Annotated in this window: 22 protein-coding genes and 1 pseudogene; 14 read left to right on the top strand and 9 right to left on the bottom strand. The window is 74.6% G+C overall.

The annotated features are described in order from the left end of the window. The first annotated feature begins 413 nt into the window (after positions 1-413). Both ACL02U_RS22445 and ACL02U_RS22450 read left to right on the top strand, forming a co-directional pair. A complete protein-coding gene (locus tag ACL02U_RS22445) occupies positions 414-824 on the top strand; it encodes a hypothetical protein (protein WP_412792688.1) in 411 nt (136 codons plus the stop codon). Between the two features lie 788 nt (positions 825-1,612). Next, the gene (locus ACL02U_RS22450; protein ID WP_412792689.1) at positions 1,613-3,655 is read left to right on the top strand and encodes a lytic transglycosylase domain-containing protein; all 2,043 of its coding nucleotides are present in this window, start codon (positions 1,613-1,615) and stop codon (positions 3,653-3,655) included. A gap of 62 nt (positions 3,656-3,717) precedes the next feature. On the opposite strand, the gene hrpB is transcribed toward ACL02U_RS22450, so the two are convergent. Together hrpB and ACL02U_RS22460 are read right to left on the bottom strand one after the other, a co-directional pair. Next, a complete protein-coding gene (gene hrpB, locus ACL02U_RS22455; RefSeq protein ID WP_412792690.1) occupies positions 3,718-6,327 on the bottom strand; it encodes an ATP-dependent helicase HrpB in 2,610 nt (869 codons plus the stop codon). 45 nt (positions 6,328-6,372) lie between these two features. After that, positions 6,373-7,227 (bottom strand): class I SAM-dependent methyltransferase, encoded by an 855-nt coding sequence (locus tag ACL02U_RS22460; RefSeq protein WP_412792737.1) that lies wholly within the window; start codon positions 7,225-7,227, stop codon positions 6,373-6,375. 371 nt (positions 7,228-7,598) lie between these two features. Here ACL02U_RS22460 and rpsA point away from each other — a divergent pair, with 371 nt between their 5' ends. From rpsA to ACL02U_RS22480, 4 genes are all read left to right on the top strand, one after another. Then, positions 7,599-9,092 (top strand): 30S ribosomal protein S1, encoded by a 1,494-nt coding sequence (rpsA, locus tag ACL02U_RS22465; RefSeq protein ID WP_412792691.1) that lies wholly within the window; start codon positions 7,599-7,601, stop codon positions 9,090-9,092. Positions 9,093-9,272: 180 nt separating this feature from the next. Then, positions 9,273-10,211 carry a PAC2 family protein gene (locus ACL02U_RS22470; protein WP_412792692.1) on the top strand — a complete coding sequence of 313 codons (939 nt, stop codon included), beginning with the start codon at positions 9,273-9,275 and terminating at the stop codon, positions 10,209-10,211. A 44-nt stretch (positions 10,212-10,255) separates the two neighbouring features. Continuing rightward, positions 10,256-10,906, top strand: a complete 651-nt coding sequence (gene coaE, locus ACL02U_RS22475; protein WP_412792693.1) for a dephospho-CoA kinase — start codon at positions 10,256-10,258, stop codon at positions 10,904-10,906. Between the two features lie 50 nt (positions 10,907-10,956). Beyond that, positions 10,957-11,340: a tetratricopeptide repeat protein gene (locus ACL02U_RS22480; protein ID WP_412792694.1), complete on the top strand. Its 384-nt coding sequence runs from the start codon at positions 10,957-10,959 to the stop codon at positions 11,338-11,340. 98 nt (positions 11,341-11,438) lie between these two features. Here the strand turns inward: ACL02U_RS22480 and ACL02U_RS22485 are convergent, their stop codons facing one another. Then, positions 11,439-11,768: a DUF6343 family protein gene (locus tag ACL02U_RS22485; protein ID WP_412792695.1), complete on the bottom strand. Its 330-nt coding sequence runs from the start codon at positions 11,766-11,768 to the stop codon at positions 11,439-11,441. Between the two features lie 204 nt (positions 11,769-11,972). Here ACL02U_RS22485 and ACL02U_RS22490 point away from each other — a divergent pair, with 204 nt between their 5' ends. After that, entirely contained in the window at positions 11,973-12,668 is a 696-nt protein-coding gene (locus tag ACL02U_RS22490; RefSeq protein ID WP_412792696.1) for a class I SAM-dependent methyltransferase, read from the top strand. Positions 12,669-12,732: 64 nt separating this feature from the next. On the opposite strand, the gene ACL02U_RS22495 is transcribed toward ACL02U_RS22490, so the two are convergent. Continuing rightward, on the bottom strand, positions 12,733-13,440 hold the full coding sequence (locus ACL02U_RS22495; protein WP_412792697.1) for an RNA-binding S4 domain-containing protein: 708 nt from the start codon (positions 13,438-13,440) through the stop codon (positions 12,733-12,735). Between the two features lie 68 nt (positions 13,441-13,508). On the opposite strand from ACL02U_RS22495, the gene ACL02U_RS22500 reads away from it, so the two are divergent. The 3 genes from ACL02U_RS22500 (at position 13,509) to ACL02U_RS22510 (ending at position 17,074) form a co-directional block, all read left to right on the top strand. Further along, a complete protein-coding gene (locus ACL02U_RS22500) occupies positions 13,509-14,246 on the top strand; it encodes a uracil-DNA glycosylase (RefSeq protein ID WP_412792698.1) in 738 nt (245 codons plus the stop codon). Positions 14,247-14,453: 207 nt separating this feature from the next. Next, positions 14,454-16,400: an FUSC family protein gene (locus tag ACL02U_RS22505; RefSeq protein ID WP_412792699.1), complete on the top strand. Its 1,947-nt coding sequence runs from the start codon at positions 14,454-14,456 to the stop codon at positions 16,398-16,400. Between the two features lie 500 nt (positions 16,401-16,900). Further along, entirely contained in the window at positions 16,901-17,074 is a 174-nt protein-coding gene (locus ACL02U_RS22510; protein ID WP_412792700.1) for a hypothetical protein, read from the top strand. 238 nt (positions 17,075-17,312) lie between these two features. Here the strand turns inward: ACL02U_RS22510 and ACL02U_RS22515 are convergent, their stop codons facing one another. Both ACL02U_RS22515 and ACL02U_RS22520 read right to left on the bottom strand, forming a co-directional pair. Further along, positions 17,313-17,714, bottom strand: coding sequence for a hypothetical protein (locus ACL02U_RS22515; protein WP_412792738.1), 402 nt, complete (start codon positions 17,712-17,714; stop codon positions 17,313-17,315). A gap of 278 nt (positions 17,715-17,992) precedes the next feature. Next, positions 17,993-18,649: pseudogene (locus ACL02U_RS22520) on the bottom strand (ATP-binding protein); the annotation flags it as partial. Positions 18,650-18,877: 228 nt separating this feature from the next. Here ACL02U_RS22520 and ACL02U_RS22525 point away from each other — a divergent pair. The 3 genes from ACL02U_RS22525 (at position 18,878) to ACL02U_RS22535 (ending at position 20,911) form a co-directional block, all read left to right on the top strand. After that, a complete protein-coding gene (locus ACL02U_RS22525; RefSeq protein ID WP_412792701.1) occupies positions 18,878-19,738 on the top strand; it encodes a DUF5753 domain-containing protein in 861 nt (286 codons plus the stop codon). Further along, positions 19,739-20,014, top strand: a complete 276-nt coding sequence (locus ACL02U_RS22530) for a DUF397 domain-containing protein (protein WP_412792702.1) — start codon at positions 19,739-19,741, stop codon at positions 20,012-20,014. A gap of 84 nt (positions 20,015-20,098) precedes the next feature. Continuing rightward, complete coding sequence (locus ACL02U_RS22535; RefSeq protein ID WP_412792703.1) at positions 20,099-20,911, top strand: SAM-dependent methyltransferase; 813 nt, start codon at positions 20,099-20,101, stop codon at positions 20,909-20,911. A gap of 138 nt (positions 20,912-21,049) precedes the next feature. Here ACL02U_RS22535 and ACL02U_RS22540 read toward each other — a convergent pair whose 3' ends face one another. From ACL02U_RS22540 to ACL02U_RS22550, 3 genes are all read right to left on the bottom strand, one after another. Next, the gene (locus tag ACL02U_RS22540; protein WP_412792704.1) at positions 21,050-22,537 is read right to left on the bottom strand and encodes a glutamate synthase subunit beta; all 1,488 of its coding nucleotides are present in this window, start codon (positions 22,535-22,537) and stop codon (positions 21,050-21,052) included. Positions 22,538-22,711: 174 nt separating this feature from the next. After that, positions 22,712-23,191, bottom strand: coding sequence for a DUF1772 domain-containing protein (locus ACL02U_RS22545; protein WP_412792705.1), 480 nt, complete (start codon positions 23,189-23,191; stop codon positions 22,712-22,714). Positions 23,192-23,455: 264 nt separating this feature from the next. Continuing rightward, positions 23,456-24,157, bottom strand: coding sequence for a DUF2293 domain-containing protein (locus ACL02U_RS22550; protein ID WP_412792706.1), 702 nt, complete (start codon positions 24,155-24,157; stop codon positions 23,456-23,458). Between the two features lie 929 nt (positions 24,158-25,086). On the opposite strand from ACL02U_RS22550, the gene ACL02U_RS22555 reads away from it, so the two are divergent. Beyond that, the gene (locus ACL02U_RS22555; RefSeq protein ID WP_412792707.1) at positions 25,087-25,719 is read left to right on the top strand and encodes a uridine kinase; all 633 of its coding nucleotides are present in this window, start codon (positions 25,087-25,089) and stop codon (positions 25,717-25,719) included. Positions 25,720-25,876: the final 157 nt, after the last annotated feature.

Below are 25,876 nucleotides of genomic sequence, written 5' to 3' on the forward strand. Positions count from 1 at the left end.
GCCCCGGTGCGCGCCCGGCACCGGCCCGGCCGCACCCGCCAACCCCGACACCCGGACGCCGTACCCGTGCCCCGGCCCGGCTGTTCCCGTCGCCGGTGCGTGAGTGCCGCGCCGCTTCCCGAGCCGCCCCGGTCACTCCCCTCCCCGACCGTCCCGTCCCCACCCACCTCCTCGGGCGCCCGAAGCACGCACCGACCGTGCCGTACCGGGCCCGGACCGACCGCAACAGCTTCGACGCCGGACGTACCCGTCGGACGTACCGGCCGGACGTACCTGCCGGACGTGCGTGCCGGACGTGCGCCGACCCCACCGGCACGTCAGCGCCGCTCGCCCGCGGCCCGCTCTCCGGGCACCGTCACTCGCCTGGACCCCGCGGGAAAGCCCCCCGCCGTCCCCGCCGTCAGGATGCGGGCATGGGTATACGCACGCTCCACGGCCGGACGGCACGAGCTCAGGCCCAGACATCGGCACCGGCCCGGTCCGGCGCCGAGGCGGCCCCGTCCGGGGCGCCCTGCGCCGTACCGCCGTTCGCGGCGGGCGCCGCAACCGCACGCGTCCCGCACAGTCGCACCGAGGCCCTGCGCCGGGCGGCCGCAGGACTCGGCCGCGGCCTGGCCCGCCGCAGCCGAAGCGCCGTACGCATGCCGGACGGGACCCGATGGCGCACCTGGGCGGACCTCGGCCTCGGCTATCTCGCCCTGCTGCTGGCCCGCCTGCCGAGACCCCGCCGTACCCGCACCTTCACCGTGTTCGTCGCGACGGCGGCCTCGGCCGCGCCCCGCGTCGGCGAACGCGCGGACGGCCCCCCGGGGACGCGGGGCTGACGTTCCCCGCCCCGCGCGGCGCCCTGCCGCGCCCGGCCCTCCGCCGTCCACGGCGGGAGTCCGAGCGCGAGGTGGCGCCCGCTCCGAAGCACGCCGTCGAAGGGGTACGGCGGCGGGCGCGGCCACCGACGCACCGCGGTACCGCAGTTGCCGGTTCGGCGGTGCGTCCGCCCCGGCTTCCCGTGCCCCGCCCCGTGCCCGGCTTCCCGTGCCCCGCCCCGTGCCCGGCTTCCCGTGCCCCGCCCCGTGCCCGGCTTCCCGTGCCCCGCCCCGTGCCCGGCTTCCCGTGCCCCGGCCGGCCGTGCTCCGGCGGCCCATGCTCCGGCGGCCGGGAACGCCGCTCGGTCCGCCCGATGTCGGCGCGGCTCGACGGGTGACGCGAGACGACCGGACCGTCCGGCCGGTGAGCACCGTGTCCGTGGGGCACCCCGCGGTTCCTCGACCGCGACCCATGACCAACCGGTGAAAATCGGTCATGAACAGGTGTCCGCGCAAAGGAAGTTGCCGTAGTGTCACCTCGGCGCGGTACCGGAGCACGGAAGACCCCGTGAGGCGGACGGCGCCGTCCGTGCCAGAGCCGCCCCGGCAACCGTGCGGAGCACCGCGCACAAAACCGGACACACGCACCACCGGGGCAACCACTGCGGCGGGCCGATCGTCACACCGGAGGCGAGCGGGCTCACCGCGCGCGGTGAGCCTCGCGAGCCACACGGGCCGGCCCGCCCCGCGGCACGCCGGGCAGGGCAGACGAAGACGGACGCTCGGCGTCCACGGGAGGGGTTCACGCTATGGCGGCGCAATTCGGCAGGCGGCTGCGGAAGGGAGCGGTCACCACCGCCGTGGCCGCGGCGGCGGTCGCGGCGCTCTCCGCATCCCAGGCTCCGGGAGCGACGAACGACGGCGACGGCAGGCAGCCCGCCACCGACGCCCAACCCTCACCGGAGCAGAACCGCGAAGGCGGCGGCGCCACCGGCGACTCCCCGTACTACACGGACCTGCCGCCGCTCAACAGCCCCGAACCCGCGCCGAGCGCCAGCACCGCGCCGAGCGCCACGGGCACCGCCACCGCCGCCGAGGCCGGCATCCCCGCGACGGTCCTCGACGCCTACAAGAAGGCCGCAGCCGAACTCGCCGTCAGCAAACCGGGCTGCCACCTGCCCTGGCAACTGCTCGCCGCCATCGGCAAGGTGGAGTCGGGTCAGGCCCGCGGCGGTCGCGTCGACGCCCACGGCACCACCATCGGCAAGATCCTCGGCCCCAAGCTGAACGGCAACGGCTTCGCGTTCATCGCGGACACCGACGGCGGTGCCTACGACGGCGACAGCACGGTCGACCGCGCCGTGGGCCCCATGCAGTTCATTCCGTCCACCTGGGCCTGGGCGGGCCGCGACGGCAACGGCGACGGCGTGAAGGACCCGAACAACGTCTACGACGCCGCCCTGGCCGCCGGGCACTACCTGTGCCGCTACGACTGGGACATGTCCAGCGATTCCGGCCTGCACCGCGCGGTCCTCAGCTACAACAACTCGCAGGCGTACCTCGACACCGTCCTGTCGTGGCTGCACTACTACCGCAAGGGCACCCACGAGATCCCGGACGGCACCGGCAGTCTGCCCGGCAAGCGCAGCGACGACCGCACCGCCGGCTCCGGTTCCACCGCGAAGCCGTCCGCCGAGCCCGGTCCGACGACCGGCGGAACCGGCGGGGCCACGCCGGACACCACCCCGCCGGCGTCGCAGACCCCGTCGGCCCCCAGCACGCCGTCGACCCCCAGCACCCCGGCCGTCCCCAGCACCCCGACGACCCCGACCACTCCGGCTTCGCCGCCCGCCGCGACCAAACCGACGCCGGCCGAGATGGTGGACCATCTGGCGGACGCCGGCACCGACACGCTCACGGCGATGGCCGGCGACGCGTTCGGCGAGCGGATCCGCGCCCGCGCCGAGACCGAGGCCGGCGAGGCCGTGGGCAGGGTCCGCGTCCGCTTCACCATCCTCGCCGACGCCTCCACCGACGCCGACGCCTCCACCGACGCCGACGCCTCCACGGACGCCGACGCCTCCACCGACACCGTCTTCGCTGGAGGGGAGAGCGTCGCCACCGTCGTCACCGGCAGCGACGGCGTCGCCACCGCCCCCGCGCTCCGGGCGGGCGAGACGACCGGCGAGGTCCGGATCCGCGCCACGGTCGTGGGACGGTCCCTGACCGGCCTGGACTACCGGGCCACCGTCACCGAGCGTGCCGCCGACACCCTCGTCCGGACCACCGACACCCCGCTCACCTGCACCCCGGGCGACGAGTTCGCCGACCGGATCGAGGTGAAGGCCACCTACCGGGGCGACGCCGCGGACCGGGTCCGGGCCACCGCCACGCTCGTCGAGGCCACCGGCGACCCGTCCGCCGGCGGCGACGACCGGAACGCGTCCGGAGGAAAGACCGAGACCCCTTCCGGGAGCGACCAGGGCACCACCGAGAACGACAAGGGTCCCTACTTCAAGGACGCCGACGGCGATCCGGTACGCACCCTGACGGACCTGTACACCGACGCGGACGGACTGCTGAAGCTGCCCGAGCTGTACGCGGACGACAGCACCGGCACCTTCCTGCTGCGCATCACCACGACCGGCGGCGCCACTCTCACCGTCGAGCTGACGGTGGCCCAGAAGGACGCGACGCAGGACCCGTCGGGCGATCCCACCCAGGACCCGTCGGGCGACCCGGCGCGGGAACCGTCCGGCGGCCCGTCGCCGTCCTCCGCTCCGTCCCCCGGCACCTCGTCGGAACCGACCGCCGCGCCCGGTCCGTCGGCGTCGGGCGGCACCGGCGCTTGACCCGCCGTCCGCGGGCGCCCCTTCGCCGGTGAGCGCCCGCGGCACGCCCGCCGCGGGGCGGCTCAGCCCCGCAGCCGGGCGTTGGTGTGCCGGGTCGGTTCCGCCGTGCCGGGGTCCTCGGGCCACGGGTGCTTCGGATAGCGGCCGCGCAGTTCGGCCCGCACCGCCCGGTAGCCGTCCCGCCAGAACGAGGCCAGGTCGGCCGTGACGGCGGCAGGCCGCCCGGCGGGGGAGAGCAGGTGCACCAGCAGCGGCACCCCCGCGACGGCGGGCGACTCGCGCAGTCCGAACATCTCCTGCAGCTTCACCGCGAGCACCGGCCGTTCCGGGTCCGAGTAGTCGACCCGGATCCGCGACCCGCTCGGCACGGTCACCCGCTCCGGCGCCAGCTCGTCCAGCCGGGCGCCCTCGCCCGAGGCCCAGGGAAGCAGCCGGGCCAGCGCCCGCCCGGCGTCGATCCGGGCCAGATCGGCCCGGCGGCGGGCCCGGCCCAGCTCAGGCTCCAGCCACTCCGCCGCACGCGCGTGCAGCGCCTCGTCTCCCACCTCGGGCCAGGGCTCACCGAGGTGCAGGTGCAGGAAGGCGAGCCGCTGCCGCAGCCCCCGCGCCTCCCCCGTCCAGCGCAGCAGAGCCGGCCCCTCCTGTCGCAGCCCGTCGAGCAGCGCGGCCCGCACCGAGGCTGGATCGGCGTCCCGCAGGGCCCGCGCCGCCAGCTCGACCGCCCCCAGACGTTCGACGTCCCGCGCGATCACATCGCCGTCCGCCCAGTGCACCTCGCGCACCTCGTGCCGCAACGCTCCGGCCGCCCGCCGGGCGATGTCCTCGTCCACCGGCGCCGCGAGCTGCACGCGTGCGTGTCCCCGGCCGACGGGCCGGTCGGCCACGGCGACGGCGATCCAGGGCGCGCCGCGCAACGGTGAGCCGGCGGGCAGTTCGGCACGGGTCCCCGACACCATGAGGTACGACCCGCCGTCGGCCCTGGCGACCCGCTCCGGGAAGGCGAGGGCGGCGACGAGGCCCACGGCCCTGTCCTCCCCGTGCTCCCGCCCCACCGGTCCGGCGCCGCCGCCCCCGACCGCTGTCGCCCTGTCCCGGCCCGCGCCGGCTGCCCCTCGGCCGCCGCCCTCCGCGCGGTCCGTACGCGTTCCGTCGGCATCCGGGGGCGAGGACCGGCCCGCCGCGTTCCGCAGCCGCCGCACCTCCGCCCGCCACCGAGCGGCGTAGGCGTCGCCGCCGCGCCGGGCCGCCCGCAGCGCGCCCGCGAGGTCGTCCCCGTATCCCCGCGGCGCCTCCTCGCTCAGCAGTGCCACCACCTCCGCGGCGGTCCCGCTGCCGACCGACCGCGCCGCGTCCAGCAGCGCCCGCCCCAGCCTGGGGTGCAGCCCGAGCCGGGCCAGGTGCTTCCCGCGTTCCGTGGCGCGCCCCGCCGAGTCCACGGCGCCGATCGCCGACAGCACCTGCCGCGCCGCCGCCATCGCCCCGCCCGGCGGCGCATCGGGCAGCGCCAGTGAGGAGGCGTCCGGGTCGCCCCAGCAGGCGGCCTGCAGCGCGAAGGCCGTCAGGTCGGCCACCTTGATCTCCGGAGAGGGGAAGCGCGGCAGCCGGGCGTCCTCCGATGCGGCCCAGCACCGGTACACCGCCCCCGGTGCCTCACGCCCGGCCCGGCCGGCCCGCTGCCGCCCCGCCGCCTGCGAGGCGCGGACCGTGGTCAGCGCGCTCAGCCCGCGCGCGTGGTCCACCCGCGGCTCGCGCGCCAGACCGCAGTCGACGACCACCCGTACACCGGGAACAGTCAACGACGACTCGGCCACGGCCGTCGCCAGCACCACGCGTCGCCGCGACCCGGGCGCCAGCACCGCGTCCTGCACCGAGGCCGGCGCACGCCCGTGCACCTGGAGGACGTCCACCCCGCCGGCGTGCCCCAGCAGGCCCGCCACCCGGGCGATCTCCCCGGCGCCCGGCAGGAAGCAGAGCACGTCGCCGGACCGCTCGGTCAGGGCCCGCCGCACCACCGACGCCACGTGGTCCAGCAGCGCGGGATCCACCCGCATCCCGTGCGCGGGCCGCACCGGCCCGGCGGGCGGTGCCCACACCACCTCCACCGGATGCGACGCGCCCGCCGCCGCGACGACGGGCGCCCCGCCCAGCAGCCGCGACCAGCCCGCGGCGTCCGTCGTCGCCGACGCCGCGACCAGCCGCAGGTCCGGTCGGAGCGTCTCGCGCACGTCCCACAGGAACGCCGCCGCGGTGTCCGCGTCCAGATGCCGCTCGTGGCACTCGTCGAGCACCACCGTGTCGACGCCCGCGAGCTCCTGGTCGCGTTGCAGGCGCTGCAGCAGCACGCCGGTGGTGACCACCTCCACCCGCGTGCGCCGCCCGACCACGCGCTCGCCGCGCACCGTGTGCCCGACGCTCTCGCCGGGCTCCTCGCCCAGCAGCCAGGCCATCCGCCGGGCCGCCGCCCGGGCGGCGATCCGCCGAGGTTCGGCCACCACCACCCGCCGCGCCGGACCTCCGTCCGCGAGTCCCGCCAGCGACAGCGGCACCAGCGTGGTCTTGCCGGTGCCGGGCGGGGCGACGAGGACGGCCGTCCCGGGCCCGTCCAGGGCGGCGGCGAGCTCGGGCAGGGCCGTGCGTACGGGAAGGGCGTCCATGGCGTCTCGGCGGATCACGCCCCTAGTGTCGTACGCCGGGCGGAAGCGCCGGCGCGGGCCCGCTCAGTCCCGCTCGCACACGAAGATCGCCGTTCCCGGGATCAGGCTGCCCCGCAGCGGCGACCAGCCGCCCCATTCGGAGGTGTTCCACTCCGGCCACTCCGGTTCGACCAGGTCCACCAGCCGCCACCCCGAGGCGACCACGTCGCGGACGCGGTCGCCGAGCGTGCGGTGGTGCTCGACGTAGACCGCGCGGCCGCGGTCGTCCTGCTCCACGTAGGGCGTGCGGTCGAAGTAGGAGGCGGACACGGTCAGCCCCTCCGGGCCCGGCTCGTCCGGGAAGGCCCAGCGCAGCGGGTGCGTCACGGAGAAGACGAACCGGCCGCCCGGCCGCACCACCCGGCGCACCTCCCGCAGCACCCGCCGCGGGTCGGCGACGAACGGCAGCGCCCCGTACGCCGAGCAGGCCAGGTCGAACGAGCCGTCCGCGAACGGCAGTGCACCGGCGTCGGCGCACACCAGCGGCAGCGGTCCGCCGATGCGCAGCGCGTGCTGCAACTGCCGGTGGGAGAGATCCAGGGCGACCGGCCGGGCACCCTGGGCGGCGAGCCAGCGCGCGCACTGCGCCGCGCCCGCGCCGACCTCCAGCACGTCCCGGCCGGCCAGTCGCTCCGGTGGGCCGAGCAGTTCCGCCTCCACCTCGTCCAGGCCCTCGGGTCCCCACACGAAGCGGTCGTCCCCGAGGAACGTGCCGTGCTCGACCTGGTACTCGTCGGCGTTGCGGTCCCACCAGCCCCGGTTGGCCCGGACGCTCTCCGCGGCGCCGGCGTCCCGCCGGGCGGCCTCCGGTTCGGGCCGGGGCGCGGACGGCGCCGGCGGCCGGGTCGATGCGGGTTCGGCGGCTGCGGACTCTTGGATGACGGGCTCCCTCGTCGTACTCTTCCGTCCAACCTCTTCCGGGGCTTCCGGGAGGGCGCTTCGCGGCCTGCGTGGCCTCGGACGACTGGTTCTGTGCCGGAAATGTGGCGATCCGCCCCGGGTGTGCGGCTTCGCGCATTGACCCTGCCCGGCTGCCCCCGTATGCTACAAGTTGCGCTGCGGGCCTGCGCACCTCAGACGTAGCAGGTCGCGCTCGCATCTGTTGTATGTCCCCTCGGTTGTCGAGGCGTCATCCGGTATTCGTTGTCCGGAAATGACGCTTCCTAGGCTGTCCGGCTTCTGCAGAGCGAAACGGGCTCCGGCGTAGCAGTACCTACGACTTCAATGTCCGTACCGGAGCCCTTTCCCACATGACGAGCAGCACCGAGACCACCGCCACCACCCCGCAGGTAGCGGTCAACGACATCGGTAACGAGGAAGCATTCCTCGCCGCGATCGACGAGACGATCAAGTACTTCAACGACGGCGACATCGTCGACGGCGTCATCGTGAAGGTCGACCGGGACGAGGTCCTGCTCGACATCGGTTACAAGACCGAAGGTGTCATCCCGAGCCGCGAGCTCTCGATCAAGCACGACGTCGACCCGAACGAGGTCGTCGCCGTCGGCGACGAGATCGAGGCCCTGGTCCTCCAGAAGGAGGACAAGGAAGGCCGCCTGATCCTCTCGAAGAAGCGCGCCCAGTACGAGCGCGCCTGGGGCACCATCGAGAAGATCAAGGAAGAGGACGGCATCGTCACCGGTACCGTCATCGAGGTCGTCAAGGGTGGCCTCATCCTCGACATCGGCCTCCGCGGCTTCCTCCCGGCCTCCCTGGTCGAGATGCGCCGGGTGCGCGACCTTCAGCCGTACGTCGGCAAGGAGCTCGAGGCCAAGATCATCGAGCTGGACAAGAACCGCAACAACGTGGTCCTGTCCCGCCGCGCCTGGCTCGAGCAGACCCAGTCCGAGGTCCGCCAGACGTTCCTCACGACCCTGCAGAAGGGTCAGGTCCGTTCCGGTGTGGTCTCCTCGATCGTCAACTTCGGTGCCTTCGTGGACCTGGGTGGCGTCGACGGTCTGGTCCACGTCTCGGAGCTGTCCTGGAAGCACATCGACCACCCCTCCGAGGTCGTCGAGGTCGGCCAGGAGGTCACCGTCGAGGTCCTCGACGTCGACATGGACCGCGAGCGTGTCTCCCTGTCGCTGAAGGCGACCCAGGAAGACCCGTGGCAGCAGTTCGCCCGCACCCACCAGATCGGCCAGGTCGTGCCCGGCAAGGTCACGAAGCTGGTGCCGTTCGGTGCGTTCGTCCGCGTCGACGAGGGCATCGAGGGCCTGGTCCACATCTCCGAGCTGGCCGAGCGCCACGTGGAGATCCCGGAGCAGGTCGTCCAGGTCAACGACGAGATCTTCGTCAAGGTCATCGACATCGACCTCGAGCGCCGTCGCATCAGCCTCTCGCTGAAGCAGGCCAACGAGGCCTTCGGCGCCGACCCGGCGGCCGTCGAGTTCGACCCGACCCTGTACGGCATGGCCGCGTCCTACGACGACCAGGGCAACTACATCTACCCCGAGGGCTTCGACCCCGAGACCAACGACTGGCGCGAGGGCTTCGACAAGCAGCGCGAGGAGTGGGAGCGTCAGTACGCCGAGGCGGAGACCCGCTTCGAGCAGCACCAGGCGCAGGTCATCAAGTCCCGCGAGGCGGACGCCCAGGCCGCTGCCGAGGGCAACGAGCCCGCTGCTCCGGCCGCGACCGGCGGTGGTTCGTACTCCTCCGAGGGCGGCGACAACTCCGGCGCCCTGGCCTCGGACGAGGCGCTGGCCGCGCTCCGCGAGAAGCTGGCCGGCGGCCAGAGCTGATCGCACACTGAGCACCGGCTCACGGCCGAGGGCCCGCACCCCCAGGGTGCGGGCCCTCGGCCTGTCCGGGCAGTGCCGCACCTCCGGTTCCCTCCGGACCCTCGCGTTCACGGGCCCGGACGGGAATGATCGCGCTCCGCAGGGCGTTGGGGAGTACGAACACGAGGAGGAGCGGTCCAAGTGCTTGATCCGCAGGGTTTGTACGCATGGGAGCCGAAGGGCCTGGCCGTCGTCGACATGGCGCTCGCGCAGGACTCGGCCGGACTTGTCATGCTCTACCACTTCGACGGATACATCGACGCGGGCGAGACCGGCGACCAGATCGTCGACGGGCTCCTCGACGCGTTGCCCCACCAGGTCGTGGCCCGTTTCGACCACGACCGGCTGGTCGACTACCGGGCCCGCCGGCCGCTGCTCACCTTCCGCCGCGACCGCTGGACCGGGTACGAGGAACCGGACATCACGGTGCGGATCGTCCAGGACGCCACCGGAGCGCCCTTCCTGCTGCTGTCCGGCCCCGAACCCGACATCGAGTGGGAGCGGTTCGCCGCGGCGGTGCGGCAGATCGTGGAGCGGCTCGGCGTCCGCCTTTCGGTGAACTTCCACGGCATCCCGATGGGCGTCCCGCACACCCGCCCGGTCGGCCTCACCCCGCACGGCAACCGCACCGAACTGGTCCCCGGCCACCGCAGCCCCTTCGAGGAGGCCCAGGTCCCCGGCAGCGCCGAAGCGCTCGTCGAGTACCGCCTGATGGAGGCCGGGCACGATGTCCTCGGGGTCGCCGCGCACGTCCCCCACTACATCGCCCGGTCCGGCTACCCGGACGCCGCGCTGACCGTCCTGGAGGCCGTCACGGGCGCCACGGGCCTGGTCCTGCCGGCCGTCGCGCACTCCCTGCGCACCGAGGCGCACCGCACGCAGACCGAGATCGACCGGCAGATCAGGGAGGGCGACGAGGAACTCACGGCCCTGATCCAGGGGCTGGAGCACCAGTACGACGCCGCCGCCGGCTCCGAGAGCCGCGGCAACATGCTCGCCGAGCCGGCCGAGATCCCGTCCGCCGACGAGATCGGGCGCGAGTTCGAGCGGTTCCTGGCCGAGCGGGAGGGCGACAACTGACGGCGGCCGCCCGACCCGCACCGGGCACCCCCTAGGCTTCCGCCATGCTGAAAGTGGGCCTCACCGGCGGCATCGGAGCCGGCAAGAGCGAGGTGTCGCGGCTGCTCGTCGAGAGCGGGGCGGTACTGATCGACGCGGACCGCATCGCCCGCGAGGTCGTCGAGCCGGGCACGCCCGGCCTCGCGGCCGTCGTGGAGGCCTTCGGCGAGGAGGTGCTGTCCCCGGACGGCAGCCTGGACCGCCCGCGACTTGGCTCGCTCGTCTTCGCCGACCCCGACCGGCTCGCCGCCCTGAACGCGATCGTGCACCCGCTGGTGGGCGCCCGTTCCCGCGAGCTGGAGAAGGAAGCCGCCGAGGACGCAGTCGTCGTCCACGACGTCCCCCTCCTCACCGAGAACGGGCTCGCACCGCTGTACGACGTGGTGGTCGTCGTCGATGCGAGCCCGGGGACCCGGCTGGACCGGCTGGTGCGGTTGCGGGGCATGGCCGAGGACGACGCCCGCGCCCGGATGGCGGCGCAGGCGACCCGTGAGGAGCGCCGGGACATCGCGGACATCGTGATCGACAACGACGTCCCGCTGGAGGAACTCCGGCAGCGCGTGCGGGAGGTCTGGGCCGACCTGTCGCGCCGCGCCCGGCGGCAGCGGCCGGACGGCCAGGAACCGGACCGCCAGGAACCGGACCGCCAGGAATAGGGCCACGCGGAAAGGGCGTTGAACGTCTCGAGCGAGGGAAGGACTCTTCCGTGTCCGAAATCAGCGGTTCGACCGGGGGGAGCACTCCGGAGACTCATGTCATCGACTTCCGCGCCGCCGAGCAACTGCTCGCCGCGCGGGACCCGCGGGGTGCGGTGAAGCTGCTCGACTCGGTGATCGGGGCACACCCGGAGAACACCGCCGCCCGCCTGCTGCGGGCGCGTGCCTTCTTCGCCGCAGCGCAACTGCGTCCCGCCGAACTCGAATTCACCATCGTCCTGGAGCGCGAACCGGACAACGCCTTCGCGCACTTCGCCCTTGCCCGCACCTACGAACGGCAGGGCCGCGACGACCAGGCCAGGCGCCACTTCCGCCTCGCGGCCGCGCTCGACCCGAACCCGCGCTACCTGAAGGCGGCCCGTTTCGAGAACTGACCGCGCCTCCGCCCGGCTGGCCTGAGGCCGGTGCCGACGGGGCGGCCCCGCCGTCCGGTCCTGCCGGGCCGACCTGCGCTCGGAGGGACCGGACGGGTCTACGGGGCGCGGGGACCCGGGGGCGTGCGGCGCCCGCGGGGAGGCGGATACGGCCGCCGGCGCGGCGGAGCCGGCTGCTCCGGCAGCCGGTACGGGGGGATCGCCCGACCCGGCTGGAAGTGCGCGCCCTGCCGGATCCGCCATCGGATCACCACCAGGTCCACTGCGGCCACCAGGCACAGCACCCCGCACACCGCCGCCCAGCCGGCGCGGCCCACCAGTGCGAAAACCACCGTGCCGAAGGCCGTCCAGGCCAGGCCCCACACGCTCAGCCAGAAACGCATCCTGAGCGCGCTGCGCGCCGTCGTCGGCTCACTGCCCGTACGCATCGCGACCACTGCTCCTCCCTGCACGCTACTCCTCGCGGCGCCCCCCGACACACCGGGTTCCGCGCGCGAACCCGGCGGACGGACCAGGCGGAACGAACGGCGCGGAACGAGCAGCGCGAAACGCACGCGGCGGAACCCGTCGCTCGAACGAGTGAACGCCGGCAGGCGGGGAACGACGCTCTCCCGGTCGCCCGTTCGACGGGTATGGAGCTGAGGACGCGAGCGGGACACAAGGGGACGGGACCGGGGGCGATCACCCCCGACGGATGCGCGGTCGAACTGTACGCCCGGCTGCCGGTGGGGGAGGAGCCGGACATCGTCCGCGCGGCGGCACCGGCGGGCGCGACTCTTCTGGAACTGGGCAGCGGCGTGGGGCGTATGACCCACCCACTGGTGCAGCGAGGCTTCGCGGTGACCGCGGTCGACGAGTCCGCCGACATGCTGGAACGCGTTCGCGGGGCGCGCACGATACGCAGTCCCATCGAGGATCTCGACCTGGGGGAGACCTTCGACGTGGTGCTGCTGGCCTCCTTCCTCGTCCACACCGCGGACGTCGAGGTGCGGCGAGGCCTGCTCCGCACCTGCGTGCGGCACGTGGCGGACGGCGGCCGCGTCCTGATCCAGAGGGAGGGCGAGGAGTACCACACCCGAATACCGCGCGAGCGCCGCGACCCGTGCGGCTTCACCGTGCGGATCACCGCATCGGATCCGATCGGCGACGGCGTGCACGCGGTCCACGCGGAGTACGAGTTCCCGGACCAGACCTGGACCCAGACGTTCCGTGCCCGGCCACTGACGAAGGAGCAGTTCGAGCTGGCACTGACGGAGGCGGGGCTACGGGCGGACCGGTATCTCACCCAGGACCGGATCTGGGTCCGGGCAGTGCCCGTCGGACGGTGATCCCGGCCCCCTGCCGCTGGGCCGGGGAGCCCACCGCAGCCGCAACGAACCACCCGTCGTCCACTCAGTACCGGCCTCCGCCCCGGCCCGACCCGCCCGGGTGAGGAGAGCGGCCCGACCCGTCGGATCTGCCCGGCCGGGGCGGCCCGCCGAGCCCGTCCGGTGGTTCCGCGGTGCCGGGGCGGGCTGAGGCACCGGGGCCGCCGGGCCCGTCCGGCAGGCCCAGCCCTCGCAGGCGTTCCATCTCGCGGCGGTCGCGCTTGGTGGGACGGCCCGCGCCGCGGTCCCGGACACCCGCGGGAGCGACGGCCTCACGGGGCGGGGGCGGAGGGCTGTTGTCGATGTAGCACTGGGTCGCCACCGGGGCGCCCACCCGCTTGCGGATCAGACGTGTGACGACGACGACCCGCTCCCGACCCTCGTGCCGCAGCCGCACCTCGTCGCCCACGCGCACCGAGTGCGCGGGCTTCACCCGCTCGCCGTTCACCCGCACATGCCCGCCCCGGCAGGCGGTGGCGCCCACGGAGCGCGTCTTGACCAGCCGCACGGACCAGATCCAGCTGTCCACCCGCACGGACTCGCCGCTCCCGGGCCCGGCCGCCGCCGCGGCCGCCACGGCAGCGGCGGTCCCCGGCTCCGCGGCCGCCGTTTCCCCGGCCCGGCCCGCCGCAGCACCTTCCGCCTCCGGGGCCCCGGGCTTCGCCCCCCGGGCCGCCCGCGGGCTGCCGGCCTTCCGATCCGTCCGGGTGCGATCCGCACCTTCAGCAACCATGCTCCCGACCCTAACCGGCCCACCCCGTCGCGCCGGAGCGGTCTGCCCCGCTCACCTAGAGTGGAGCGATGGACTCCAGCAGCCCCGGCGGCTGGGCCGACCGGCCCGGCCCGCGGAGTCTGCCCGCCCTGGACCGGCAGATCTCCCGCTGCCGGGCCTGCCCCCGGCTGGTCGCCTGGCGGGAGGAGGTGGCCCGTACGAAACGGGCCGCGTTCGCGGACCACACGTACTGGGGGCGGCCCGTTCCCGGGTTCGGGCCGGCGGACGCGCGTCTGCTGGTCGTCGGACTGGCGCCCGCCGCGCACGGCGGCAACCGCACCGGCCGCATGTTCACCGGCGACCGTTCGGGCGACGTGCTCTACCGGGCCCTCCACGACGTGGGCCTGGCCTCCCGGCCGACCTCGGTGAGCAGGGACGACGGGCTCGAGCTGCACGGTGTCCGGGTCACCTCACCGGTCCACTGCGCCCCGCCCGCCAACAGACCCGCCCCCGCCGAGCGGGACACCTGTCGACCCTGGCTCGTGCGGGAGTTGAGGCTGCTGCGGCCGACACTGCGGGCGGTGGTCGTCCTCGGCGGGTTCGGCTGGCAGGCCTCGCTTCCCGCACTCGCCGAGGCGGGCTGGCGGGTGCCGAGCCCCCGACCCGGATTCCGGCACGGGGCGCGGGTGACGCTGGACGGGCTCGAGCTCTTCGGCTGCTTCCACGTCAGCCAGCGCAACACCTTCACCGGCCGCCTCACCCCGCAGATGCTGCGGGAGGTACTGCGCACGGCGGCCGGGACGGCGGGCCTGCCGGTCGGACCGTAGGACGTCCGGCCCCGTAGGCCCGGGGGAAGGCGCGAGCCGGGCGCCGCCCGGCACTACCGGTGTCCCTCCCTCCGGCATCCGTCACCGTCCCGCAACACGGATGTCCCCCGTCCTCCCGTTGCACGGTCTACCGTGGAAGCCCCGCTCACCGCACCGCCCGGCCACCGTCGTCCGAAGGCGCCCCGCCCTCGTACGGACAGGAGCCCCGTGTCCCGCCGCGTCGCCGTCGTGCTGCCGCCCTGGTTCGCCCACGCCCTGCGCACCCAGCGCGGCCCTGTGCTCCGGAGCGCTGTCGCGCGCGGCGCCCTGGCCGCGGGGCCGCTGCTCGCGGCCTCGCTGTCCGCCGGCCGGCCCTCTCTCGGCGTGGTCGCCGCGGTGGCCGCCATGCTCGCCGGGGTCAACGACCGCCCGGGAAGCCGGCGCGCCTCCGTCACCCGGATCGGGGTGCCGGCCCTCGCCGGGGCACTCGGGCTGCTCGCGGGCACCTGTGCCGGCCAGAGCACCGGCGCCATCGTGCTCACCCTTCTCCTCTCGTTCCTCGCGCTGCTCGCCGGAGCGGTGAGCGCGGTCGGCCCCGTCGCCTCCGGTGCCGCCACGCAGTTGCTGGTCATGTCCGCGATCGGCGCGGGAATGCCGCTGCCCGACAGCGGCTGGGTGCGGTCCCTGGCGTATGTCGCCGGAGCCGGCTGGCTGCTGTTGCTGCGGCTGGCCCTGCCCAGCCCCGGTTCCCTCACCGGAGACTTCCGGTTCGACGGGGAGCGCCGGGCCGTCGCCGCCGTCTACGAAGCCGTTGCGGCGCTGCTCGACGCCGCCGGGACCGCGGATGCCACCGCGCGGCGCGCAGCGCTGACCGCGGTGCTCGACCAGGCGCAGGACGCACTCACCGGACCCCGGCTGCGCCGCTATGCCGCCTCCGCGGCCGAGCGGCGGCTGCACGCGCAGTACGCCGCCGCGCTGCCGCTCGCCGAAGCGGCTACCGCGCTGGCGTGGGCCGGGGAGCCGGTCTCCGCGCGGGCGTCCGCCGGACCCCGGCTGCTGGCCGCCGCAGTCCGGGGCAACACCCCCTCCGGGCCGCTGCCCGCGCCGAGCCGCGACGTACCCGCTCTGCGCGCCCTCGACGACGCGCTCCTGCTGGCCGCCGAGACCTTCGACCGGGGCAGGGCGGTCGACCTCCCGGCGCGCAGGCGCACGGTGAGGACCGCGGCGCGCGCCGTCCTCGGGCCCGGCGGACGCGAGTACGGGATGCGGGTCGCCCTCTGCTTCGGCGCCGCCGCCGGGACCGCCCAGGCGCTGCACCGCGGCCACCTGTACGGCAGCCATGCCCACTGGTACTGGCTGCCGGTGACGGTGGTCTTCCTCGTCAAGCCCGACCTCGGCCCCCTCGTGTCGCGGGTGCTGTCCCGGGTCGCGGGAACCCTGCTGGGGGCCGTCGTCTTCGCGGCCCTCGCCGCCGTACTGCCTCGCCCCGGCGGGCTGGTGGTGCTGGTAGCCGTGTGCGGGGCGCTGGTCCCCGTCGCGACACGGCACTTCGCCGCACAGACCGCCGTCGTCACGGTGCTGGTCCTGGCCCTGGTGATGGTGGGAGGCGAGGCCCAGGCCTCCGTCGGCCGGATCGGGGAGACGTTGCTGGCCTGCGTGATCGTCCTGGTCGTGGGGCACCTGCCGATGCCGGGACAGCGCGGCGGGGCCGTCCGGGCGCGGCTCGCCGCCGCCTCCTCGGCCGCAGGCGCCTACCTCGCGCACGTACTGAACGGAGCCCCCTCCGCCGACCGGGCCGTCCGCTGGACCCTGCGCCGGGAGGCGTACCGCAGCCTTGCCGCGGCGCGTTCGGCCATCGCCCTCTCGGCCGCCGAACTACCCACGCTCGCCCGGCACACCCGGGGCACCGACGAGGTGGCGGTCGTTCTGGAGCGCCTCGTCGACACCACCACCGCGTGCGCCGTCCACCTCGACGACGCCGGACACCTCACCCCCGGCCACACCCGGAGGATCCGGGGACTGCTGGACCGGCTGGACCGGGCGGGTCGGCAGGTGGGGCTGCCGGGCGTCCCGGTGATCGAGGACACGGTACTGAGGGGCGCGCTGCGTCAGCAGCGCCCGGTCGCCCCCGGACGCATGCCTGCCGCAGCGGACGGCGAACCGGTCGCCCCGTAGCCCGCTCTGTCCGCACACCGGCCCGATGCTCTTCTGCCCGACTGCCCGACTGCCCGACTGCCCGACTGCCCGACTGCCCGACTGCCCGACCGGTCAGACTGCCCGACCGGTCAGACTGCCCGACCGGTCCGCAACCGCAGCGGCCCTGGGCGCCGGAGGGACGGCGGCGCTCCCTGCCGAGACCCACCCGGCCGAACTCCGGCGTGCGGTGCGCGGGTCCGGCCCGGCGTACGGACCCCGACCCGTACGTGTCGCGCTCGGTGCCGCTCCAGCCCGCCGAAGCCGCCTGGTTCCCCCGCGGACGGCGGTCCGCACCGAGGTCACACTGGGTGCGGTGGTGGATGCGGAGGGTGTCTGGAACCCGATGCAAGGTGACCCGCGTCTCATCCCGCGCGCTGAACAGGTGTCGACAATGTCTCAGTCCCGTCACCGCGCGGGGCGTTCGCACCTCGGAGGGCGTTAACTCCTACGGGTACGACGCTTTCTGGAGGTGCAGGGTGGTGAACGGGCGAACAGTGCTCGAACGCTTTCCCGCGGGCGGGCCGCGCGGATCGTGGCCTGCCGAGGAGTTCGCGCACGCGCGGCGTCTGGAAGGACTGGCCGCCGAGGTTGTCATGGACCTCGCGACGGACACGTTCCTGGTGATCGTCCGGGCCGGCGACGTCGTCGAGTAGCCACCTCCGCGGCGACGCCACCCCGGAGGCGGCCCGCAGCGGCCCACGCGTCCCGGCGCACCGCATTTGCCACCCCACCCGATGGTTCCCCGATCGCGCGACCCCCTGCCGAGGGTCCAAGCCCGCCGGTTCCGCGCTCGGTTGCCCTGCCGGGGGTGGTGCGAAGCGCGCGCGGCGCCGACCGCCGCGGGAGCGGGGGCGGGGGCGGGAGATTGGAGCGGCGGCCGCGGGGGCGGGACTACACGTTGAGCGGGCGGGACCAGCTCGGCACGGTGCCCGTCAGTCGGCACAGGGCCAGATAGAGCGGTATCGGCGGCGTGTACGGGACCGGGTCGTCGGGGCGGTGGACGAGGTTCGGGGTGTCCGGGAGGTCCGGGAGGAGTGCGCCGGTGGCGTACCGAGCGGGGGCCGGCCAGTCCAGGGCGTAGTCGGAGTCGGACGGGACGATCCACCACCAGCGCGTCTCGTCGGCGTACACGCATCCCACCCGGGGAAGCCTCGGCAGCACCTGCGGGCCGAGGCGGGCCGGTGCGACCACCGCGTCGCAGCCCAGCGGAGCGGTCATGCCCTCGGGCAGGGCCAGTCGTTGCGGGCTCCGTGCGGCGGGTAGTCCACGGCCCATCCGGACCAGGGTGTCCATGCCGAATGCCGCGGTGCGGCCGGGAACACGGCTCACGCCCCACCCCTCTCCGGGTGCGCTTGCGGCGCTGGGCGCGACTTCGACTGCGGTTGCGGGGGCACACCCGTCGCCCCGGATCCGTGCTGCGCCCGGCCGGCGGCGCCGGGCCGCCGGGCCGGCCAGGGGGCCTCCGGGCGGTGCCGTGGCGCGGGCGTTTCCGCGGGCAGGTCCCCGTTCCGCGGGTGCGTATTCCGTTCCGGCCCGGGGCTCGGCTGCCACCGGTCCCGGTGTGCGCCGGCTGGCCGCCCTTGCGGATGCGGGACGGCCGCGCGGTGCTCCGGGCGGCGTTCCTCCTCGTCGCCGGAGCCGCCTGCCGGGCCCGGCTTGGGGCGTGTGCCCCAGCCGAGGTCGTTGCGCGGTGCGGCGGGCATCCCGGGCGTGTCCGCCCGGCGCGGTAGCTCCGCCCAGACCAGCAGCCCGGGACCGTGCTCCTGGACGCCCCAGGAGTGGCACATCGCGTCGACGAGAAGCAACCCCCTCCCGTGCTCCTCCTCGGGCTGCCGCCGGGACGCGTTCGGCTCGCCCGGTGCGCACCCCTGGTCGCGCACGGCTATGCGGACCAGTTCGTCACCGTCGTGCAGCTCGCAGACGACGACGCTGCTCGCGGTGTGCACGATCGCGTTGGTGACCAGCTCGGATATGACCAGGGCCGCCGTGTCGCAGGTGTCCTCGCACACCGACCAGCCGGTCAGTCGGGCCCGCGCCAGGTGTCTGGCTCGGGCCGGCGAACCGGGGTGTGCGGCCAGCTCGAAACGGAACCGGCGCTGGGCAGCGGCCTCGGCGGGCCCTGCTCCCGTGGCGGCGCCGAGACCGGAACGGTCTGCGACGGCGTCTGTTCCTAAGGGCGCGGACGGAATCACGCTTGCCACTATCTCTTCGCCATGAACACTTGGCAAGTGTCACTCTGAAAATTGCAGAGTGCTGTATGACGCGGTGAGAGGCCGTGGCACACTGCTCGCAACAGCATGCTGAGCGGCGCCCGTGAGGGTCCTCGGGGATCGGTGCGATTCGATCTTCGAACAGGCCTTCGAGTGGCGCCGCTGGGCTGTCCTGATTCTTCGACGTCGTCGTCCCCTCGCCGCCGGACGTCGTCCGGCCCCGGGGCCCTTGGTGGAGGTGGAGCGTTGAGCGAGCCGCGGTCCGCGCCGACGGTCGGTCAGGTGATCCTCGGCCGGCGCCTGCTGGACCTGCGTGAGCGCGCCGGGCTCAAACGCGAGGAGGCCGCCCGCGTGCTGCGGGTCGCGGCTGCCACGATCCGCCGCATGGAGATGGCCGAGGTCACGCTCAAGATCCCGTACGTGCACCTGCTGCTGAAGGCCTACGGCGTCTGCGAGGAGGAGGCCGAGGCGTTCGTGCAACTGGCCGAGGACGCCAATCGGCCCGGCTGGTGGCAGCGCTTCCACGACATCCTGCCCGGCTGGTTCTCCATGCACGTCAGCCTGGAGGGCGCGGCCGCCCTGATCCGCCAGTACGAACCGCACTTCGTGCCCGGCCTGCTGCAGACGGAGGACTACGCCCGCGGCGTACTGAGATCCGGCGCCATCGGCCAGACCAGCCCCGACGACATAGAGCGCCACGTCGCACTGCGCATGCAGCGCCAGGACCTGCTCACCCGCCCGGACGCGCCCCGGCTGTGGGTCGTCATGGACGAGACCGCTCTGCGCCGCCCGGTCGGCGGCCCGGAGGTGATGCGTGCCCAGATCGACAGGCTGCTCGACGCCACGGCGCTGTCCCACTTCACCCTGCAGGTCGCCGAGTTCTCCGCCGGCCCGCACCCCGGCACGTACGGGCCGTTCGTGCTCTTCCGCTTCGCCATGCCCGAACTGCCGGACATGGTCTACAGCGAGTACCTGACCGGCGCCGTCTACCTGGACGCGCGCGCCGAGGTGGCGAGCCACCTCGAGGTCATGGACCGCATGGCGGCGCAGGCCGCTACGGCACACCGCACGAAGGAGATCCTCCGGGATCTTCGCAAGGAGTTGTGAATGGATCGCATCACGTCCCAGTCCGGGCCGCGGGACCGCAGCGAGCGGATCTACAACGGGATGCCCGCCCGGGAGCTGGGCAGCGAGGGCTGGCACAGGCCGTGGAGCGGCGGCAACGGCGGCAACTGCCTGGAGGCGATGAAACTCGCCGACGGCCGGATCGCCGTCCGCCAGTCGACCGACCCCGACGGACCGGCCCTGATCTACACCTCCGACGAGATGACCGCTTTCATCGAGGGCGCCAAGGCGGGGGTGGCCGACTTCCTGCTGTCCTGAACCCGTGTCTCCTTCCGGCTTCGACTTCCCTATCGTGGTGCTGACTTGATCAGTTCCCGCTCTTCCATGTTCACGGAGTGCCGTATGACCGGACAGGACACCGTCGGCGCCGACCGGATCGACACCAGCAGGCCGCATCCCGCCCGGATGTACGACTGGTACCTCGGCGGCAAGGACAACTACCCCGTCGACGAGGAGATGGGGCGCCAGATGCTGGCCCTCGATCCCCGGGTGCCGGTGATGGCACGAGTCAACCGCGCCTTCATGCACCGCGCCACACGCTGGCTGGCGCAGAACGGGACACGGCAGTTCCTGGACGTCGGCACCGGAATCCCCACCGAACCCAACCTGCACCAGGTGGCACAGCAGGTCGCTCCCGACGCCCGCATCGTCTACTGCGACAACGACCCCATCGTGCTGGCCCATGCGGCGGCCCTGCTGCGCGGCACCGAGGAGGGCGCCACCGAGTACCTCCAGGCCGACATACGGGATCCGGCCACCGTCCTCGAAGGCGCTCGCAAGGTCCTGGACTTCGGCCGGCCGATCGCGCTGTCCCTCGTCGCGCTGCTGCATTTCGTCTCCGACGAGGACGGCGCGCACGAACTCGTCCGCCGGCTCGTGGCGGAGCTGCCCTCCGGCAGCCACCTGATGATGACCCACGCCACCGCGGACTTCACTCCCGAGGAGTCGGCCGCCGCGACCGCGAGGCTCAAGGCGGCCGGTGTGACCCTCGCCCTGCGCTCCCGGGACCGGTTCACCCGCTTCTTCGACGGGCTCGAACTCGTCGAACCCGGTGTCGAGGTGGTCCACAGATGGCACCCCGAACTCGGCGAGCCGGTGCCCGGCCAGGACGACGGCGTCATTCCCGGATACGGAGCGGTGGCGCGCAAGCCCTGACGGCGGGCCGAGCCGCTCCCGCCCTGCGACCCCCGCCCGCTCCGGCCCCGCGGACCCCCGCCCGCTCCGGCCCCGCGGCCCCCGGCGGGGCGCTCCGGCCCCGTTGGGGAAGGCCCCGGCCCGCCGAACCGGCCGCCGTCACACGGCCATCGGGCGGTCGTGCGGCCCGATCGGCGCCGGCAGCCGCGAACTCCCCGTCAGATACCGGTCCACCGCCGCGGCCGCCGCCCGTCCCTCGGCGATCGCCCATACGATCAGCGACTGGCCGCGCGCCGCGTCGCCCGCGGCGAACACACCGCGAGCGTTCGTCGCGAAACCGGAGTCCCGTGCGAACGTGCCGGGCGGGGCCGTTTCCACACCCAGCTGTTCCGCCAGCCCGTCCCCGTGGTCCGGTCCCGAGAAGCCGAGGGCCAGCAGGACCAGGTCGGCGCGCAGGGCCCGCTCGCCGTCCGGCAGCGGACGGCGCCGGGCATCCACACCGACCAGGTGGAGCTCCCGCACACGGCCGTCGGCGTCACCGGCCAGACGGAGCGTGGACGCCGCGAACAACCGCGCGTCGGTGTCCGCAGCCGGCGCCGTCCGCAGGTCCCGAGCCTCCTCGTGCGCCGGGGAGAGCCGGTACACCCTCGGGTACGTGGGCCACGGGTCGGACTCCTCGTCCCGCTCCGCGCCCGGCAGCGGGTAGATGTCCAGCTGGGTCACGGAGGCGGCGCCCTCCCGCACCGCCGTGCCCAGGCAGTCCGCCCCGGTGTCCCCGCCGCCCACGATCACCACGTGCCTCCCCGCAGCCGACAGCGGGGAGACGTCGAGGTCGCCCGCGCACACCCGGTTGGCCAACGGCAGGTACTCCATGGCCTGGTGGACACCGGCGAGGTCCCGCCCCGGCACCGCGAGTTCCCGCGGGGCGGTGGCTCCCGTGGCGATCATCACGGCGTCGTAGCGGGTACGCAGCTCCGCGGCCCCGACATCCCGCCCGACCTCCGTCGACACGCGGAACCTGGTCCCCTCGGCCCGCATCTGCTCCAGTCGGCGGTCCAGGCGGTGCTTCTCCATCTTGAACTCGGGGATGCCGTAGCGCAGGAGCCCGCCCGGCCGGTCGTCCCGTTCGTAGACGGCGACGGTGTGCCCGGCCCGGGTCAGCTGCTGGGCGGCGGCCAGCCCGGCCGGCCCGGAACCGACCACGGCGACCGTCCTGCCCGACAGGCGCTCCGGGGCCCGCGGTGGCACGAAGTCCTCCGCCCAGGCCCGGTCGGCGATCGCGCACTCCACGTTCTTGATCGTCACGGCTGGCTGGTTGATCGCCAGCACGCACCCCGCCTCGCACGGAGCGGGGCACAACCGCCCGGTGAACTCGGGGAAGTTGTTCGTCGCGTGCAGCCGCTCGCTCGCCGCCCGCCAGTCCTCCCGAGCCACCAGGTCGTTCCACTCCGGGATCAGGTTGCCCAGCGGGCACGCATCGTGGCAGAACGGCACCCCGCAGTCCATGCAGCGGTCGGCCTGCCGGGAGACCAGCGGCAGCAGCGCGTCCGGTACGTGGACCTCGTCCCAGTCCCGTACCCGCTCCTCGACCGGACGCCGGGGCCACTCCCGGCGGGGCGTCGTCATGAATCCCTTGGGGTCGGCCATGGCGGTCTTCCTCGCGTCCGCGTGCGACGGGCCGTGCGGCCGGGCGTCACCGGGTGGCAGGCTCCTGGGGCCACGATACGTCCGGCCGACCCCGGGTGCAGAACGGGCGGCGGCGCCCTCGGGACGGGTCCTGCCCGAGCCGTGGGACGGCGCGCCGCCGCGCACCGGTGCGATTCACAGGAGGGCCAGCAGGTAGGCGCCCGCCGCCGCGACCGAGGCGAGGGCGCGGACGTGGTTCCACCGCGACCACTCGCGCACGTACGACGGCCAGTACGCGTCCCGCTCGGCCCCGCCGGCCTCCAGCCGCAGCAGAGCGGCGTTCCGCGGGATGTTCGCGGCCACCGTGACGCCGAAGGCGCCGACCAGGTACAGGGCGCTGCCGAGCAGCAGCCGCACCGCCGCACCGGCCGGCCACACCACGAACGTGACCACCGCGATCACCGTGCACAGCATGGCCGTCCCGGCGAACACGATCACGAAGGCCGGCGTCACCGCCGAGGAGTTGATCGCGTTCATCGCGGCGACGCCCTGCGCGGGCGGCAGCGCCGCCAGCCCGCGCACCACGAGCACCGAGAACGCACAGAAGACCCCGGCCATCACCCCTGTCGCCAGGACGCCCAGCACGGCCAGCAACAGGTACGGTCCCTCGATCATTCAGCGCCCACCCCGTTCGGCTCCTGTCCGTCCCCGATCCCGCCCCGCCTGCTCCCCTGGTGCCGACGCCGCGCGGCCGGACGTCCTCCTCCTGCCGGGCGGTCGCACCGTCCCGGCCCGGCACGAGGGCGACCGCCCCGGCGGACGCGCGGCCGGCGACCGCGCCTACCCGCGCAGGCCCGCGGGCCGTGACCGCCGGGGCAGCCGGCAGGCCCGCGCCCGCACGTACGGAAGCTCACCCGCGGCGCTCCGGCACGGACGGGCTCACCCCGTGGTGTCCCGGCCGCCCGCCGCCCGCCACCGCCCGAGCACCGCGGCCACCCCCACCGCGATCCGGCGCCGGGCCTCGTGACGTGGCACCCCGTTCATCAGCAGCCGATCGTACGGCGTTTCGGCATGGCGCACGGACGCCGCCACCGCGGCGACCACCGCGGCCTCGTCCAGTGCCCGCCCGGCAGCGCTGCGCCCCACCCGGCCGCTGCCCCGCGCGGAGGCGTGCGCGGCGATGTCTCGGGCACGGCCCTCCGGACAGCCCGGAAACAGCCTCCGGATCTCCCGCGCGAACGCCTCGGCGAACCGTGCGTCCTCGGCTCCTCGCCGCCGCGCGTCCCGGACGCGACGGCGCCGCCGGGCCTCCGCGTCGGCCAGGCACCGCTCCTCGGCCCGGGCCAGGGCGGCCTCCTCGACCAGGAGACCCTGTCGTTCGTAGCGCGCCTCGCGGCGGTTGAACCGAACGACCACCGCCGAGAGCGTGCTGCCCTCCCCGGCCCTGCGGGTCAGCGCCGTGTCACCGCGCGGCAGGAACACCAGATGTCCGAGGTCCGCGCAGTCGAGGCAGAGCGGAGCCCCCTCCTCGAGCACGACCAGCGGTAACGGACCGCGGCGGCACGCGGCGCAATGCCTGCGTCTGAGGGGCTGGATGACGAGAAGGGAGCTGTGGGTCACAGGATCAGGTGTGCCTGTCATCAGGGCCTTCCTTCGTGGATACCCCCGGCTTCAGCCGGGGGAGGAAACGAAGCTCCTGCGGAGCAGGGCAGGGATAGCCGGTTCGCCGCCGGGGCGGACCGGCGTCCACTCCCAACCACTAGCACTCCGTTACAAGTTGATGGGACTTCCCTTCGAGCGGGGCCACCGGCTGAGTCCGGTGGCGGAGCGAGGGCACCTGCCGGGCGGACCCGGCCCGCCCCGTACGCGCGAGGTGCGAGGGCCGCAGAACCGCATCCGCTCCGGCCGTTCCCGGTTCGGTCGCGGCGCGAACCGGGAGGGCTCGCCCGGTTCGGTCGCGGAGTGAACACGACCTCGGACCGCGGGAGGTGCGGCGGGGGAGTGCCGACCTCCCACGCTTCCGGTGGCCCCCTCGTCACCGGTGTCTCCCGCCTGCGCCGACCCGGTTCCGGCGACCGCGAGGGCATCGCTCGCGAGTACCGCGTGACCGAGCCGATGCCCCGTGCACGGCGCGCTGGTGCGGAGCAGTCGAAGCAACCCCGACCCTGGCAACCCCGACCTCGGCAACCCCGGCAACCCCGGTCAAGCCGGCAATCCGAAGGAACGCGGTGAAGGCAGCCCGCTCCGACCACGCCGACGCCACCGACGTCCTCGACAGGGTCCGGTCGGTGCGCTGCGGCGCGGCTCGGCCACCGGCACGGGATGCCGGCGCGGCCGTGCGTGCGGGAGTCACGTCCGTTCCATGCCCGCCTCCGGGCGCGGTGACCCACTGCGCGCGACGCAGTCCGCCGTCCTCGGCGAGGGAGCAGAACGCAGGGGCGCCGCCGCCTTTCCGCTTCGTCGTCGGGCACGGTGCCGGCCGGACCGGGGACGCGTCGCCACCGGCAAGGGCATCGCCGCTGGGAAGGGTGCCACGCATGCCCGGCGGCGGTCGGCGCATCATGGTCCGTGTGCGACTCGAAGCAATCACCTGGCAGCGGCTCGCCGACCGTATCGCCGAGCGGTTGCTCGGCCTCGAACCGGCCGACAGCAGTCCCTGGACCAGGGTCGCCGTCGACGGCGCACCGGCGGCACGGCCCGGTGACCTAGCGGAGCGTGTAGGCGAGGCGCTGAGCGTTCGCGGCCGCCCCTCGTGCGTGGTCGGCTCGCACGGTTTCCTGCGACCCGCGTCCCTGCGCCTGGAATACGGACGGCAGGACGTGGACGCCTACTACGACGGCTGGTTCGACACCGGTGCCCTGTGGCGCGAGGTGTTCGGCCCGTTGGAGCCGGGCGGCGACGGTCGTATCCTCCGCGACCTGTGGGACCCCGACACCGATCGCGCCACCCGAAGCCCCTACGTGGAGCTACCGCCCGGCGGAGTCATGCTGTTGCACGGGCCCCTCCTGCTGCGCCACTGGTTCCCCTTCGACCTCTCCGTGCATCTCCGCCTCTCCCCGGCGGCGCTGCGCCGCCGGACTCCCCGTGACGACCAGTGGACCCTCCCCGCCCACGAGCGCTATGCGCACGAGACGGACCCAGCCGGCACCGCCGACATCCTGGTGCGTGCCGACGACCCGCACCATCCCGCGTGGAGCGGCTGAGGGGGACTGCCCGCCCGCTCCGCCTGCCCGCGGCCCACCGCGGCGAGGGGCGCCGCCCGTCGGCCGCCTGCGGACCGCACCGCCGTCGGCCCCCCGCCTGCGGACATGCGGGCACCGTCCGGCGCGGCGAGAATGTAGGACGCCGGGACAGCGGTGC

This window comes from Streptomyces sp. MS06, from assembly GCF_047200655.1.
Taxonomy (GTDB): Bacteria; Actinomycetota; Actinomycetes; order Streptomycetales; family Streptomycetaceae; genus Streptomyces.

What these genes read in the sequence shown, in the direction of transcription:
- ACL02U_RS22515 (WP_412792738.1), bottom strand. Translation starts at nt 17,714, where the DNA reads ATGGACACCCTGGTCCGGATGGGCCGTGGACTACCCGCCGCACGGAGC.
- ACL02U_RS22485 (WP_412792695.1), bottom strand. Translation starts at nt 11,768, where the DNA reads ATGCGTACGGGCAGTGAGCCGACGACGGCGCGCAGCGCGCTCAGGATG.
- rpsA (WP_412792691.1), top strand. Translation starts at nt 7,599, where the DNA reads ATGACGAGCAGCACCGAGACCACCGCCACCACCCCGCAGGTAGCGGTC.
- ACL02U_RS22550 (WP_412792706.1), bottom strand. Translation starts at nt 24,157, where the DNA reads ATGACAGGCACACCTGATCCTGTGACCCACAGCTCCCTTCTCGTCATC.
- ACL02U_RS22545 (WP_412792705.1), bottom strand. Translation starts at nt 23,191, where the DNA reads ATGATCGAGGGACCGTACCTGTTGCTGGCCGTGCTGGGCGTCCTGGCG.
- ACL02U_RS22445 (WP_412792688.1), top strand. Translation starts at nt 414, where the DNA reads ATGGGTATACGCACGCTCCACGGCCGGACGGCACGAGCTCAGGCCCAG.
- ACL02U_RS22450 (WP_412792689.1), top strand. Translation starts at nt 1,613, where the DNA reads ATGGCGGCGCAATTCGGCAGGCGGCTGCGGAAGGGAGCGGTCACCACC.
- ACL02U_RS22490 (WP_412792696.1), top strand. Translation starts at nt 11,973, where the DNA reads ATGGAGCTGAGGACGCGAGCGGGACACAAGGGGACGGGACCGGGGGCG.
- ACL02U_RS22530 (WP_412792702.1), top strand. Translation starts at nt 19,739, where the DNA reads ATGGATCGCATCACGTCCCAGTCCGGGCCGCGGGACCGCAGCGAGCGG.
- coaE (WP_412792693.1), top strand. Translation starts at nt 10,256, where the DNA reads ATGCTGAAAGTGGGCCTCACCGGCGGCATCGGAGCCGGCAAGAGCGAG.
- ACL02U_RS22500 (WP_412792698.1), top strand. Translation starts at nt 13,509, where the DNA reads ATGGACTCCAGCAGCCCCGGCGGCTGGGCCGACCGGCCCGGCCCGCGG.
- ACL02U_RS22535 (WP_412792703.1), top strand. Translation starts at nt 20,099, where the DNA reads ATGACCGGACAGGACACCGTCGGCGCCGACCGGATCGACACCAGCAGG.
- ACL02U_RS22540 (WP_412792704.1), bottom strand. Translation starts at nt 22,537, where the DNA reads ATGGCCGACCCCAAGGGATTCATGACGACGCCCCGCCGGGAGTGGCCC.
- ACL02U_RS22495 (WP_412792697.1), bottom strand. Translation starts at nt 13,440, where the DNA reads ATGGTTGCTGAAGGTGCGGATCGCACCCGGACGGATCGGAAGGCCGGC.